The organism is Acidovorax sp. 59 (assembly GCF_002754175.1).
GTDB lineage: Bacteria > Pseudomonadota > Gammaproteobacteria > Burkholderiales > Burkholderiaceae_C > Acidovorax > Acidovorax delafieldii.
This window is the reverse complement of sequence record NZ_PEET01000001.1, coordinates 1,807,147-1,821,026: the sequence shown is the minus strand read 5'-3', so window position 1 is coordinate 1,821,026 and position 13,880 is coordinate 1,807,147. Positions and strand designations below refer to the sequence as shown.

Here is a 13,880-nt window from a genome sequence, read left to right as displayed (position 1 = left end):
CACCCACCATGTTTTCGCACCACACCACCAAGCCGACTCTGACAACGCGGTGCACCCGCCTGCTGGGCGCCCTGGCTCTGGCCGCCGTGGTCGCGGGCTGTGCCGCCACCTCACCTGGCAAAACAGCCGTGCGGCTGAACGACACGCCCCGCATCGCCGTCATCTCCGCCTTTGCGCCCGAGCTGACCGTGCTGCTGCCCCAGGTGCAGCAGCCTGCCAAGCACAGCATCAACGGCGTGGAGTTCACCACCGGCACGCTGGAGGGCAAACCCGTGGTGGTGTTCCTGTCGGGCATCAGCATGACCAACGCGGCCATGAACACCCAGCTGGTGCTGGACCGCTTCCACGTGAGCCACGTGGTCTTCAGCGGCATTGCGGGCGGCGTGAACCCTAGCCTGCACATTGGCGACGTGACAGTGCCCGCACAGTGGGGCCAGTACATGGAATGGCTGATGGCGCGTGAAGAGCAGCCCGGCCAGTACAGCGCCCCCGCGTGGATGAAAAGCGAGCTGACGATGCCCGCCTTCGGCATGATGCACCCGCGCCCGGTGGAGGTGCGATCGGCTGCAAACCCCCAGCTCAGCAAGAAGTTCTGGTTCGAAGCCGACCCCAAGATGCTGGCCACCGCCCGCAGCCTGCAGAACGTGGGCCTGGAGCACTGCCTGGCCGCCACCTGCCTCAAGCAGCGCCCACAACTGGTGGTGGGCGGCAACGGCGTATCGGGCCAAGCCTTTGTGGACAACAAGGCCTTCCGCGAATACGCCTTCAAGACCTTCGAGGCCAACGTGCTCGACATGGAAACCGCCGCCACCGCCATGGTCGCGCACAGCAACGGCGTGCCCTACATCGCCTTCCGGTCGCTGAGCGATCTCGCCGGTGGTGGTGATGGCGAGAACGAAATGGGCACCTTCATGGGCCTGGCGGCCGCCAACTCGGCCAAGGTGTTGCGGGCGTTTCTGGCGGCGTGGAAGTAGATGGCCTCCACCAACGCCCCCGTCCTGAAACTGTCGGGCATCACCAAGCGTTTTGGCAAGCTCGTCGCCAACGACAGCATCAACCTGACTCTGGCACGCGGCGAAGTGCTGGCGCTGCTGGGCGAAAACGGCGCAGGCAAGTCCACGCTGATGTCCATCCTGTTCGGGCACTACGTGGCCGACGAAGGCAGCATCGAAGTCTTTGGCCAGCCCCTGGCGCCCGGCCAGCCGCGTGCAGCGCTGGCGGCGGGCATTGGCATGGTGCACCAGCACTTCACGCTGGCCGACAACCTCACGGTGCTGGACAACGTGCTGCTGGGCAGCGAGCCGCTGTGGCAGCCCTTCTCGCGCCGCAGCGATGCCCGCGCCAAGCTGCTGGCGGTGTCGCAGCAGTTCGGCCTGCCAGTGAACCCCGATGCAAAGGTCGGCAGCCTCTCGGTGGGCGAGCGCCAGCGCGTCGAAATCCTCAAGGCACTGTACCGGGGCGCCCGCATCCTCATCCTGGACGAGCCCACCGCCGTGCTCACCCCGCAGGAGAGCGAGGCGCTGTTCGACACCCTGGCGCAGATGGTGGCGCAGGGCCTGTCCATCATCTTCATCAGCCACAAGCTGGGCGAGGTGCTGCGCGTATCGCACCGCGTGGCCGTGCTGCGCCAGGGCAAGCTGGTGGCCGAGGCGCCTGCGCAGGGCACCACCCAGGGGCTGCTCGCGCAATGGATGGTGGGCCATGCGATTGAGGCGGCAGAGCGCCGCCCCGCCAAGAATGTGGGCGAGCCCATCTGCACCCTGACCAACGTCAGCACCGGCCCCACGGGGCGCGACCGGCTGAACGGTGTGTCCCTCAGCTTGCGCGCAGGCGAGATCGTGGCGATTGCGGGCGTGAGCGGCAACGGCCAGGTGGCGCTGGCCGATGTCTTGTGCGGCGTGCGCAACGCCTCCACCGGCCAGGTCACGCTGCGCGGCGCACCGTTGCAAGCGCGGCCTGCCTGGCTAGTAAGCCAGGGCGTGGCCCGCATCCCCGAAGACCGCCACGCCGTGGGCGTGGTGGGCGACCTGCCCGTGTGGGAGAACGCGGTGGCCGAACGCCTGCGCGGCCCCTGGTTTGCGCACCCGTGGTTCCGAGCCTTCTGGGTCAAACGCCGCGCTGCGCGCCAGCATGCACAGCGCGTGGCCGAGACCTTTGACGTGCGCGGCGGCGGGCCGGACACCCCCGCCCGGTCGCTGTCGGGCGGCAACATGCAAAAGCTCATCCTGGGCCGGGCGCTGATGCCGCCGAAGGACGCAGCGGGCTACACCGCGCCTGCACCCCAGCTCATCGTGGCCCACCAGCCCACCTGGGGGTTGGACATTGGTGCGGTGATGTTTGTGCAGCAGCAACTCATCAACGCGCGCGATGCGGGAGCGGCCGTGCTGCTGATCTCGGACGATCTGGACGAAGTGCTGGCGCTGGGTGACCGTGTGGCCGTCATGCACGACGGACAACTGAGCGAGGCGCGACGCGCCGAAGACTGGACACGCGAAGCCATCGGCCTGGCCATGGCGGGCGCTGCCCATTGAGCGACAACTACAAGAACAACCCAGCATGAGACTTGAAAAACGCAACCACACCTCCCCCGCCGCCTACGTGCTGGCACCGGTGGGTGCCGTGGTGTTCACACTGATCGTCAGCGCTTTGCTGGTGCTATGGGCTGGTGCGCCCGTGGGGCAGACCTATGCGCTGCTGCTGCAGGGCGCGTTCGGCTCGGTGTTTGCACTGACAGAAACCCTCACCCGCGCCACGCCACTGATCCTGACCGGGCTGGCAGCGGCCGTGGCCTTCCGCGCGCGGCTGTTCAACATTGGGGCCGAGGGGCAGCTTTACGCCGGGGCGCTGGCCGCCGTGGCCGTGGGCGGCATGCATGGGGGCACGGGGCTGGAGTGGTCGCCCTATGTGCTCTTTCCGCTGATGATGCTGGCGGCCGCGCTGGCAGGCGCGGCGCTGCTGCTGGGCCCGGCGCTGATGAAGGCGCGGCTGGGCGTGGATGAGGTGGTCACCACACTGCTGCTCAACTTCATCATGCTGCTGCTCGTCTCTGCCCTGCTCGATGGGCCGATGAAAGACCCGCTCTCCATGGGATGGCCGCAGAGCGTGGCATTACAGGGCGATCTGGAACTCTCCAAGCTGGTGCCTCAGACGCGGCTGCACACGGGCCTGCTGTGGGCCGTGTCGCTGGCCGTGATGCTGTGGGCGCTGCTGGCACGCACGGTGCCGGGGTTTGACATTCGTGCTGCGGGGGCCAATGCACGCGCTGCTGCCTTTGCGGGCGTGCCTATCACCCGCACGGTGGTGCTGGTCGCCCTGCTCTCCGGCGGGCTCGCAGGTCTGGCTGGCGCCATCGAAGTGGCCGGTCGCACTGGCTATGTGACGCTCGACATGTCGCCCGGCTACGGCTACAGCGGCATCGTGATCGCCATGCTGGCCGGACTGCACCCGCTGGGCGTGATTGCGGCGGGCACCTTTGTGGCGGGCGTGCTGGTAGGGGCTGACAGCATGAGCCGCGCGGTGGGCGTGCCCACCTACATTGCGGATGTGATCGTGGCGACTTCGCTGATTGCGGTGCTGGTGGCCGGGCTGCTGACGCAGTACCGCGTGCGGTGGAAGTGAAGCAGCCATGACAACCCAAACACACCACAATTTCAAGCCCAATAGGCCTCAAGCGCTAGTGAATCATGCGCCGAATGCTATCGAAATGAAAGCAAATTTCCACGGAGCAGCCGCATGACCGAACTGCTCGACATCCTCGCCAACCCCGCGTTCTGGATTGCCACCCTGCGGGTCGCCACCCCGCTCATTCTGGGCACGCTGGGGGTTTTGCTGTGCGAACGCGCCGGGGTGCTCAACCTGGGCATTGAAGGGATCATGGTCGCAGGCGCCTTCACCGGCTGGCTCGCGGTGTACACGGGCCATGGACTGTGGGCCGGGGTGCTGGTGGCTGCGCTCACCGGCGCAGTGTTTGGATTGCTGCACGCATGGCTCACCGTGGGGCTGGCGCTGTCGCAGCATGTGTCCGGGCTGGGCATCACGCTGCTGGCCACGGCGCTCAGCTACTACGGCTACCGGGTGAGTTTCCCCAAGGTGAACACGCCACCCACCATCGAGCCCTTTGCACCGATGGAGTGGCTGGGCATTCCCATCCTGTCGGCACAAACCCCACTCACGCTGCTGGCCCTGCTGCTGGTGCCGCTTTTGGCCTGGGTGCTGATGCGCACCCCCCTGGGCCTGGCGGTGCGCATGGTGGGAGAGAACCCGCAGGCGGCCGAGGGCCAGGGCATCTCGGTGGCGGCCATGCGCACCGGCGCCATCGTGGCCGGTTCGGCGCTGATGGGCGTGGCGGGCAGCTTCCTCACCCTGTCGGCGTTCAACGCGTTTTTCTTCAACATGATCAACGGGCGCGGCTGGATCTGCGTGGCGCTGGTGGTGTTTGCCTCGTGGCGGCCTGGCAAGGCGCTGCTGGGTGCGCTGCTGTTTGCGTTCTTCGACGCGCTGCAGCTGCGGCTGCAGCAGGCGGGCGATGCGTGGCTGCCCTACCAGGTGTATTTGATGCTGCCGTACCTGCTGTCCATCCTGGCGCTGGTGCTGGTGGCACGCAAGGCGGCGTATCCACAGGCGCTGATGAAGCCTTACCGCAAGGGGGAGCGGTGAGAAGATGCGAATGAGCCCACCACGCCCGATTCATTCACACCCTCTGGTCGGACCACACCGCAAACTCGTTGCCGCTGGGCTCTGTGAAATGAAAGCGCCGTCCTCCCGGAAAGTCGAACACCGGCTTGACCACATGGCCACCCGCCGCCTCCACCTTGGCCAAGGTAGCTTCGAGGTCTGCGCTGTAGAACACCAGCAAGGCGCCGCCAGTGGCTGGGGTGGAACACAGGCTGGCGCGGAAGAAGCCGCCGTCCAACCCCTGACCCGAGAAGGCCGTGTACTCCGGCCCATAGTCCACAAAGGTCCATGCAAAGGCCTTTTCAAAGAACGACTTGGTGGCGGGCACATCGCGCGCGGCAAATTCGACGTAGTTCAGCTTTTCATGTGCGTTCATCGGATGACCCTTTCTTCTTGAGACCCCGCAGTGTGCCTGCACGTCCCGACGAATATCTACACTTCCCCACCATGCTCGACCTGCTCATCACCCATGCCAGCCTGCCCGACGGCCGCCAGAACATGTCCATCGCCGTGCAAGGCGGCCGCATCACCGAAGTGACCGAAAGCCTGCAAGCCCCTGCGCATGAAACGGTAGATGCGGGTGGCCTGCTGGTGAGCCCGCCGTTTGTGGACGCGCATTTCCACATGGATTCGACCCTGAGCTACGGCCAGCCGCGCGTGAACGAGAGCGGCACCCTGCTCGAAGGCATTGCGCTGTGGGGCGAACTCAAGCCCACGCTGACCCACGACGCCATCGTGCAGCGCGCGCTGCAGTACTGCGACATGGCCGTGGCGCGCGGGCTGCTGGCCATCCGCAGCCATGTGGACACCAGCCACCCCAGCCTGCTGCCGGTGCAGGCGCTGCTGGAGGTAAAGCAGCGCGTGGCGCCGTACCTGGATTTGCAACTGGTGGCCTTCCCACAAGACGGCGTGCTGCGCGCGCCCGGAGGGCTGGCCAACCTGAAACGCGCGCTGGACATGGGTGTGGACGTGGTGGGCGGCATTCCGCACTTCGAGCGCACCATGGCCCAAGGGGCCGAGAGCGTGAAGATCCTTTGCGAACTGGCGGCCGAACGCGGCAAACGCGTGGACATGCACTGCGACGAGAGCGATGACCCGCATTCGCGCCACGTGGAAACCTTGGCGTACGAAACCCAGCGCCTGGGCCTGCAGGGCCGCGTGACGGGCTCGCACCTCACCTCCATGCACAGCATGGACAACTACTACGTGAGCAAGCTGATGGCGCTGATGGCCGAGGCCGACCTGGGCGTGGTGGCCAACCCGCTCATCAACATCACGCTGCAAGGCCGCCACGACACCTACCCCAAGCGCCGTGGCATGACCCGCGTGCCCGAGCTGATGGCTGCGGGCCTGACGGTGGCTTTTGGCCACGACTGCGTGCTCGACCCCTGGTACAGCGGCGGCAGCGCCGACATGCTGGAGGCCGCGCACATGGGCCTTCATGTGGGCCAGATGACCAGCCAGGCCGCCATGCGGCAGTGTTTTGATGCGGTGACGGTGAATCCCGCCAAGCTGCTGGGGCTGGAGGGCTACGGTATCGCCCCCGGCTGCCATGCCGACTTGGTGCTACTGCATGCGCGCAACCCGGTGGACGCCATCCGCCTGCGGGCCACGCGCCTGGGTGTGTGGCGGCGTGGCCAGCGGGTGGCCAGCAGCCCGGCGCCCGTGGCGCAGCTGCACCTTCCTGGGCGGCCCGGCAGCGTTGATTTTGCGTCCAACTAGCCTCAAGCGCTAGTGGAACATGCCTTTGCAGCTATATATTCAATAGCACAAAGTCATCCTGACATTCAGGCCATGCGCGCAATCGTCCTGCGAAACCGCGCCAGCGCCAGGCTGAACAGCACCGCCCCAATCCCCAGCAGCCACACCAGCGACGGCCACACCACCGCCCAGCCCGCACCCCGGTAGAGGATGGCCTGGGCCAGCTCGGTGAAGTGCGTGGTGGGCGCCAGCGCCATGCCGTACTGCACCCACAGCGGCATGCTCTCGCGCGGGGTGACGCCGCCCGACAGCATCTGCAGCGGCATCATCACCAGCACCATCAGCAGCCCAAACTGCGGCATGCTGCGCGCCACCGTGGCCATGAAGATGCCCATGGACGTGGTGGCAAACAGATGCAGCGTGGCTCCCAGCAGAAACAGCGGTACCGAGCCCTCGATGGGCACACCAATCGCCCAGCGGATCACCGCCGTGAGCGACACCCAGGTAGCCACCAGCACCACCAGCGCCATGGCCCAGACCTTGGCCAGCATGATCTCGCCGGGAGTGACGGGCATCACCAGCAAATGCTCCACCGTGCCATGCTCGCGTTCGCGGATCAGCGCGGCGCCGGTGAGGATGATGGAGAGCATGGTCACGATGTTGATCAGCTCCATCAGCGAGCCGAACCACGCGGGGTTCAGCGCCGGGTTGAAGCGCGAGCGCACCGTCAGTTCGATGGGTTGCGCGGCCACGGTGCGGTCGCGCTGCACGAACTCGGCCACCTCCAGCTGCACGATCTGCTGCACCGCCCCATTGGCCGCAAACGCCTGCCCCATGCGCGTGGCGTCGATGTTGAGCTGCACCTGCGGCACCCGGCCCGCCAGCACATCGCGCTGGAAATGCGCGGGGATGTGCAGCACCAGCGTGAAGCGGCCGGCGTCCAGGCCCGGGTCCACCTCGCGCATGCTGATCATGGCGGGGCGGGTGAACTGGGGCGCGTAGAACGCGGTGGCGATGCGCTGGGACAAGGCCGAGTCGTCCTCGTCCACGATGGCAATGGGCACGTGGCGCAGCGTCTCAGGCTGCGCCATGCCCGCCGAATACACCGCAAGCGTGGTGGTGTAGACGATGAGGAACAGCATGGCCGGGTCGCGCCACAGGCTCCACAGCTCCTTGATGCCTAACCGAAAGATATTGGACCAGCGGCCACGCAGCGCCATGTCAGGTCTCCTGCTTGCGTAGCAACAGGATGGCGGTGCCAACGATGACAGGCACCGCCACCAGCATGGGCCAGAACTCGGCCTGCAGATCCTGCAGGCCCAGCGCCTTGTTGAACACGCCCCGGCTGATGGTGAACATGTGGCTGGCCGGGTAGGCCTCGCCCACCCAGCGCGCAAAGCCGGTCATGGACGACACGGGGTTGATGAGCCCGGCGAACTGCACCGCCGGGATGAGCGTGCCCACCATGGCGAAGAACATGGCTGCAATCTGGCTGCGCGTAACGGTGGAGGCCAGCAACCCCATGCCCGTGGAGCACAGGCTGAACAGCACTGCGCCCAGCGTCAGCGTGGCAAAGCTGCCGGTGATGGGCACCCCAAACACCATCACCGCCGCCAGGCACATCAGGCCAAAATTAAACAGCGCCAGCAGCACATAGGGCAGCTGTTTGCCCAGCATGAATTCGGTGCGCGTGGTGGGCGTGACATACAGGTTGATGATGGAGCCCAGCTCTTTCTCGCGCACCACCGCCAGGGCCGTGAGCATGGCGGGCAGCATGAGCAACAGCAGCGGAATCACGGCGGGCACCATGGACGGCAGGCTGCGTACGTCGGGGTTGTAGCGGTAGCGCGGCTCCACCTCCAGCAGGCCCCGGGGCACCAAGCCAGTGTGGCTGCGGCTTTGCTCCACCAGCCACTGCTGGTGCAGGCCCTGGGCGTAGCCGATGACGGTTTCGGCGCGCTGGGGCATGGCGCCGTCCACCCACGCGCCGATCTGAACCGGCTGGCCGCGTGCCACGTCGCGGGCAAAGCCGGGCGGGATCTCCAGCGCCAGCGATATCTCGGCGGAGCGCATGCGTGCATCCAGCTCTGCGTAGGTGGCAATCGGCGGCTGCTCGGTGAAGTAGCGCGAGCCCGCCAGGTTCAGCGTGTAGGCGCGGCTCAGCGCGGTCTGGTCGCGGTCCAGCACGGCAAAGCGCAGGTTCTCCACGTCCATGCTGATGCCGTAACCCATCACGAACATCAAAATCAGCGAGCCCAGGAGTGCCATGGCGCCACGCACCGGGTCGCGGCGCAGCTCCAGCGCTTCGCGCCACTGGGTGCTGTGGATGCGGGCCAGGCTTTGGCGCAGGCGGGTGGGCCAGGTGGGAGTGTTGGGCGCAGACACCGGCGATAGCGCAGTGGGGCCCGAAGCCGCCGCGGACACAGGAGCCTGGGCCGTGCCCGCAGCATCCTCCAGATAGCCGATGAAGGCTTCTTCCAGCGTGGCGGCGCCGCGCTTGGCCACGATGTCCTGCGGCGCAGCGCTTTCCAGCACGCGCCCTGCGTGCATCAGCGAGATGCGGTCGCAGCGCTCGGCCTCGTTCATGAAGTGGGTGGAGATGAAAATGGTGACCTTGTCGCGCCGCGCCAGCTCCACCATCAGGCGCCAGAAGTTGTCGCGTGCCATCGGGTCCACGCCCGAGGTGGGCTCGTCCAGGATCAGCAGCTCGGGCTGGTGCACCATGGCCACGGCCAGCGACAGGCGCTGGCGCATGCCCAGGGGCAGCTTCATGGGCAGTGCGCTGCGAGCGGCCTGCAGGTCAAAGCGCTCCAGCATGGCCGTCACGCGCGTGGGCACCTCGGCCTCGGGCACGTGGAACAGTCGGGCATGCAGCACCAGGTTCTGCTCCACCGACAGCTCGCTGTACAGCGAAAACGCCTGCGACATGTAGCCCACCCGCCGCCGCGTGGCCATGTCCTTGGGGTCCACCGGTTGGCCAAACAGCCAGGCCTGCCCGTCGCTGGCGGGCAGCAGGCCGGTAAGCATCTTCATGGTGGTGGACTTGCCGCAGCCATTGCTGCCCAAAAAGCCAAAGATCTCGCCCCGCTGGATGCGAAAGCTCACGTGGTCCACCGCCACAAAGTCGCCAAACCGCATGGTCAGGTCGCGCGCCTCGATGGCCACATTGGCGGCATCATGGGCCTGCGACCGGTCCAGCGGCGGAATCTGCACCGCCTGGTGGCCCCGGCGCTTGGCCTCGGGCAGCAGTGCCACAAAGGCCTGCTCCAGCACATCGTGCCCGGTGCGGGCCATCAGCTCGGCAGGCGTACCCGTGGCCAGGATGCGCCCCTCGTCCATCGCCACCAGCCATTCAAAACGCTGGGCCTCTTCCATGTAGGCCGTGGCCACGATGACGCTCATGCCTGGCCGCGCGGCGCGGATGCGGCCGATCAAATCCCAGAACTGCGCGCGCGCCAAAGGGTCAACGCCGGTGGTGGGCTCGTCCAGGATGAGCAGGTCGGGGTCGTGGATGAGCGCGCAGCACAGGGCCAGCTTTTGCTTCATGCCGCCCGAGAGCTTGCCCGCAGGCCGCGCCAGGAATGGATGCAGACCGGTGCTGCGCGTGAGTTCATCGATGCGCCGGCGACGCTCGGCCGCGTCGTGCCCGAACAGGCGGCCAAAGAACTGCAGGTTCTCTTCCACCGACAGCGTGGGATACAGGTTCTTGCCCAGCCCTTGAGGCATGTAGGCGATGCGGGGGCACACCCGGCTGCGGTGGCGGCTTTGGGACATGTCGCCGCCCAACACTTCTACCGTGCCCTGCTGCACTGCACGAGCGCCCGCCACCAGCGCGAGCAGGCTGGACTTGCCCACGCCATCCGGCCCGATCAGGCCCACCATGCGACCCCCGGCCACTTCCAAATCGATGTCTGCGAGCGCCACCGTACGACCGTAGCGCTGGCCCACGCCACGCAGGCGCGCCACGGGTGCAACGCCGCCGGGGAGATTCACTGGTCGGCCTTGATGGCGAGGTTGGCGGGCCATTCCACGGCGGGGTCCACCCGCAGCCAGGCCACGCCAGGCAGACCGGTCTTGACCTGCTCCTGGTGGCGCAGCAGCAGCGCCTTGTCAATCTGCGCGCGCACGCGGAACATGAGCTTCTGGCGCTCGCTGGCGGTCTCCACCGTCTTGGGGGTGAACTGCGCGGTGCTGGCGACAAACGAGACTTCTGCAGGAATCACAAAGCCCGGCGCAGCATCGAGCACGATGCGCACCTCGCTGCCCAGTGCTACCCGGCCCGCCACGGTCTCGGGCAAAAAGAAGGTCATGTACGCGTCGCTCAGGTCCACCAGCTGCAGCACCCGTGCGCCCGCGCCCACCACCTCGCCGGGCTGCACCACGCGAAACTGCACGCGGCCGTCGCGCGGGGCCTTGAGTTCACTGTCGGCCAGCTCCACATCGATCCGCGCCAGCGTGGCCTCCAGCGCACGCACATTGGCCTCGGCACTGGTCACCTGGGTGCGCGACGCGCCAATGCCCGCCTGTGCGGCCTTGGCCTGGGCCTTGGCAGCCGTCACAGCGGCCTGCTGGCTGCGCACCTTGGCGCGATCATCGTCGAGCAACTGGCTGGAGAAAAAGCCTTCGCGCGCTAGCTGCTCAGAGCGCGGCAGGCGGCGGCGGGCGGTGTCGAGGTCGCTCTCGCGCTGGGCCACCACGGCCAAGGCGGCCTGGTAGTCGCTCTCGCGCTGGGCCACCTGCACCTGGGCACTGCTGATGGCCAGTTGCGCCTGCTGCAGCCGGGCCACGGCCTCTTCGCGCTGGGCCTGCAGGCCGTCGATCTGCATGCGGGCCAGGGGCTGCCCCGCCTTCACAAAATCGCCCTCGGCCACCAAAACATCGAGCACACGCCCCGCCAGCTTGGTGGCCACGGCAATCTCGGTGGCCTCGATGCGGCCATTGCCACTCACAAACCCAGGGCCGGGCCCCTTGGGCTGCCAGGGCGCCCACCGCACGACCAGCACGGTGCCCAGCAACAACAGCGCTGCGGCGGCCGCATAAATTTTCCACTTGCTGCCCATGGCTCTGATCCCTTTTGATGCGGAGGCAGGAGCGCATTTCCAGTCACGTCAGCAAAGGCGCCTCACCTCAAAATGCATCGTAAGCGCAGCGCCTTCATGGGCTGCTTGTGGCCAGCCGCCTCGCTTGACTTGCATCAATTTGGCTGCAATTGCGTGGGGCTTCCGCCTGCGACACAAGCTTGCCGCTGCGGGTTCTGAGAGGCGGTGCGTCGGTTGCCGGAGACTGCCCTACCCGCGCCCGTCAAAGGCCGACAGGTGGTTGGCCAGGTGCATGGCATGCGCTTGCTCGTACTGCGACCGGCTCAGTGCACCATAGGCAAAGTGAGGCTGCAGCGCCCCCGTGTGGATGGCAAAGTCCTGCACCGCCTGGCGCAGGCGGGCCATAGCGGCCGATGTATCCGTGGCCTGCGCATCCAGCGCGGGGGCGCCCGGGATAGGCTCTGCCAGGTTGTGGCTCATGCGTCCCCGCAGGGTAAACACCTTGAAAGCTGCAGCCCCCAGGGTGTTCTGGAACAGCGCAGATTTGGGCAACGGAAAACCCTGCAGCGAGTATTCAATGCTCTGTGCGCAATGCACCAGCGTCTGTGCCCAGGTCCAGGCCGTGGCGGGTTCCAGCGCGTGGACGGAAGCTGCGTTCAGCCGCTCGGCCTCGCGCATCGCATCGTGCAGGGTGGCAAATACCAGCTGCCTGTCGTTGTCCGGCTGGTGCAGAAAATACCCGACAGCACCAGCCGCTGCGAGCGCCACCCCCGTGCCGATGGCCAGAAACGCCCTCCGGTCGGGCGCTGCAGGCGGTGCAGGGGGCGAGGGGTGGATGGCTGCGGGGGTAGCGGCTTTGGGTGCGCCAGAAGGGGGTGGAACTGCCATGGGGTTGTCTGCCCGCATCACCGGGGGTGGTGTGAAAGCTTTGATTGTGCCGGGCAGCGCCTGCCTTGTGCCCCCTGCGGCCATCGCCAGGGTCGGGCAGCCGACACAGCCCGCCATGGCGCAGGGCTGCAAGGCCTGGGCGCCTTCCCGGCGCTCCGCTGCGCCTAGGCCGCCAGGGTGGTTGGTGCGGCCGGCGCGGGGGTTGCCGTAACGGGGACCAAGGGCGCTGCTGGGGCCACCGTCATCTCCACCCGGTTGCGCCCCCGCTCCTTGGCCAGGTACATGGCCTCGTCCGCACGCTGCAAGGCCGTACCCGCCGACTCGCTGCCCGCGCACAGGGTGACACCAACACTCACCGTGAGCGCAATGCTGCGCTGCTCGGTCACCACAGGGTGGGCCTCCACCATGGCGCGCAGGCGCTCGGCCACCGCAATGGCGCCACCGGCCCCTGCATTGGGCAAGAAGATCGCGAACTCCTCACCCCCCAGGCGGCCCATCACGTCTTCCTTGCGCAGGCAGCGCTGGGCCAACATCACAAAATGGCGCAGCACATCATCGCCCGCGCGGTGGCCCCAGCTGTCGTTGACCTTCTTGAAATGGTCCAGGTCCATCACCAGCACGGGCAACGTCGTCTGCGTGCGCTGGGCGTTGCTGATGGCCTTGTCCAACAAGGTCAGAAACGCGCGGCGGTTGAACACATTGGTCAGCGGGTCCACCTCGGCGAGGTGGCGCAGTTCGTTGGTGATGAACTCATTGGTCAGCATCAACGCGCCAAACGCCACCAGCACCAGCGCCATGGTGGACTCCAGCACCACAAACTGCGACAGCGCAGCCACCATGCCCGTTTCGGGTTGCGACGCATCGGCCGGTGCGGCCAGCTTGAACAACAAGGGCCGCACCAGCAAAAACACGCCATGCACACCCACCGTGCCCGCAAACAGATACCGGGCCGGAACCTTGCGAAAGCCACCTTTGGCCATGGTGTGCGCAGCAAACAGAAAGCACGTGCCCGGCACCAGCCCCGACAGCACAAAACGCACCCCCAGATGGGGCTGCACCACGGTGAAATACGCCACCGTTACCAGCAGCAGCACCATGGCAACCGCAGCCATGCCATGCCGCAGCGGCGCTCGTCCCATGTATTCACGCGCACCCAGCAGGCACAGGTAGGCCGTCAACGCAATAGAGCCCTGCGCCAGCAATACCGAAGGCAACTGCGGGACATGGTCGCGCAACATCAGGTTGGCGCAAAACACGGTGGTGCAAAACAGTGCTAGCGCCCACAAGCGCAGCCCTGGGATGTTCCTGTTGAAGAACCACACGGCAGACAGCACAGTGGTAACCAGCGCTGCAAGGATGGCCGCTACGATAACGAGGGTGGGACTGTGCACTGTGGGAAGGGACGGAGCAATCGGGACTGGCCAGGCAACTTCATCTTGCATGCGTGGCAGCTATGGCAAGCCAGGCAGATGGGGCCCCTCATCAACGTGAACAATGGTAACCGAGAGCATTGACCGCCACGCGACAGTCTGCGGGCAGCAATGCAGTCCTTGAGCCAGCTGCAGGGGTCCCTCCGGC

The 13,880-nt window shown here is 66.7% G+C and carries 11 protein-coding genes; 5 read left to right on the top strand and 6 right to left on the bottom strand.

All coding sequences use genetic code 11. The features are described 5' to 3' along the window. The first annotated feature begins 8 nt into the window (after positions 1-8). The 4 genes from CLU87_RS08170 (at position 9) to CLU87_RS08155 (ending at position 4,656) form a co-directional block, all read left to right on the top strand. The gene (locus tag CLU87_RS08170; RefSeq protein WP_099730113.1) at positions 9-974 is read left to right on the top strand and encodes a 5'-methylthioadenosine/S-adenosylhomocysteine nucleosidase; all 966 of its coding nucleotides are present in this window, start codon (positions 9-11) and stop codon (positions 972-974) included. Further along, a complete protein-coding gene (locus tag CLU87_RS08165; protein ID WP_056746062.1) occupies positions 975-2,531 on the top strand; it encodes an ABC transporter ATP-binding protein in 1,557 nt (518 codons plus the stop codon). 25 nt (positions 2,532-2,556) lie between these two features. Continuing rightward, positions 2,557-3,618: an ABC transporter permease gene (locus CLU87_RS08160; RefSeq protein WP_056746064.1), complete on the top strand. Its 1,062-nt coding sequence runs from the start codon at positions 2,557-2,559 to the stop codon at positions 3,616-3,618. A 114-nt stretch (positions 3,619-3,732) separates the two neighbouring features. Continuing rightward, positions 3,733-4,656 carry an ABC transporter permease gene (locus CLU87_RS08155; RefSeq protein ID WP_056746065.1) on the top strand — a complete coding sequence of 308 codons (924 nt, stop codon included), beginning with the start codon at positions 3,733-3,735 and terminating at the stop codon, positions 4,654-4,656. A gap of 34 nt (positions 4,657-4,690) precedes the next feature. Here the strand turns inward: CLU87_RS08155 and CLU87_RS08150 are convergent, their stop codons facing one another. Continuing rightward, positions 4,691-5,050 carry a VOC family protein gene (locus tag CLU87_RS08150; protein WP_056746067.1) on the bottom strand — a complete coding sequence of 120 codons (360 nt, stop codon included), beginning with the start codon at positions 5,048-5,050 and terminating at the stop codon, positions 4,691-4,693. A gap of 71 nt (positions 5,051-5,121) precedes the next feature. Here CLU87_RS08150 and CLU87_RS08145 point away from each other — a divergent pair, with 71 nt between their 5' ends. Then, positions 5,122-6,396 (top strand): amidohydrolase family protein, encoded by a 1,275-nt coding sequence (locus CLU87_RS08145; RefSeq protein WP_099730112.1) that lies wholly within the window; start codon positions 5,122-5,124, stop codon positions 6,394-6,396. Positions 6,397-6,461: 65 nt separating this feature from the next. On the opposite strand, the gene CLU87_RS08140 is transcribed toward CLU87_RS08145, so the two are convergent. The 5 genes from CLU87_RS08140 to CLU87_RS08120 all read right to left on the bottom strand — a co-directional run bounded on the left by CLU87_RS08140 (position 6,462) and on the right by CLU87_RS08120 (position 13,693). Continuing rightward, complete coding sequence (locus tag CLU87_RS08140; protein WP_056746071.1) at positions 6,462-7,595, bottom strand: ABC transporter permease; 1,134 nt, start codon at positions 7,593-7,595, stop codon at positions 6,462-6,464. Position 7,596: 1 nt separating this feature from the next. Next, the gene (gene rbbA, locus CLU87_RS08135) at positions 7,597-10,401 is read right to left on the bottom strand and encodes a ribosome-associated ATPase/putative transporter RbbA (protein ID WP_099730111.1); all 2,805 of its coding nucleotides are present in this window, start codon (positions 10,399-10,401) and stop codon (positions 7,597-7,599) included. Then, positions 10,365-11,435, bottom strand: coding sequence for an HlyD family secretion protein (locus CLU87_RS08130; protein ID WP_099730110.1), 1,071 nt, complete (start codon positions 11,433-11,435; stop codon positions 10,365-10,367). The genes rbbA and CLU87_RS08130 overlap by 37 nt, the downstream gene beginning before the upstream one ends. A gap of 228 nt (positions 11,436-11,663) precedes the next feature. Further along, on the bottom strand, positions 11,664-12,302 hold the full coding sequence (locus CLU87_RS08125; RefSeq protein ID WP_225581306.1) for a DUF1569 domain-containing protein: 639 nt from the start codon (positions 12,300-12,302) through the stop codon (positions 11,664-11,666). Positions 12,303-12,466: 164 nt separating this feature from the next. Next, positions 12,467-13,693, bottom strand: a complete 1,227-nt coding sequence (locus CLU87_RS08120; protein ID WP_233193737.1) for a GGDEF domain-containing protein — start codon at positions 13,691-13,693, stop codon at positions 12,467-12,469. Between the last annotated feature and the right edge of the window lie 187 nt (positions 13,694-13,880).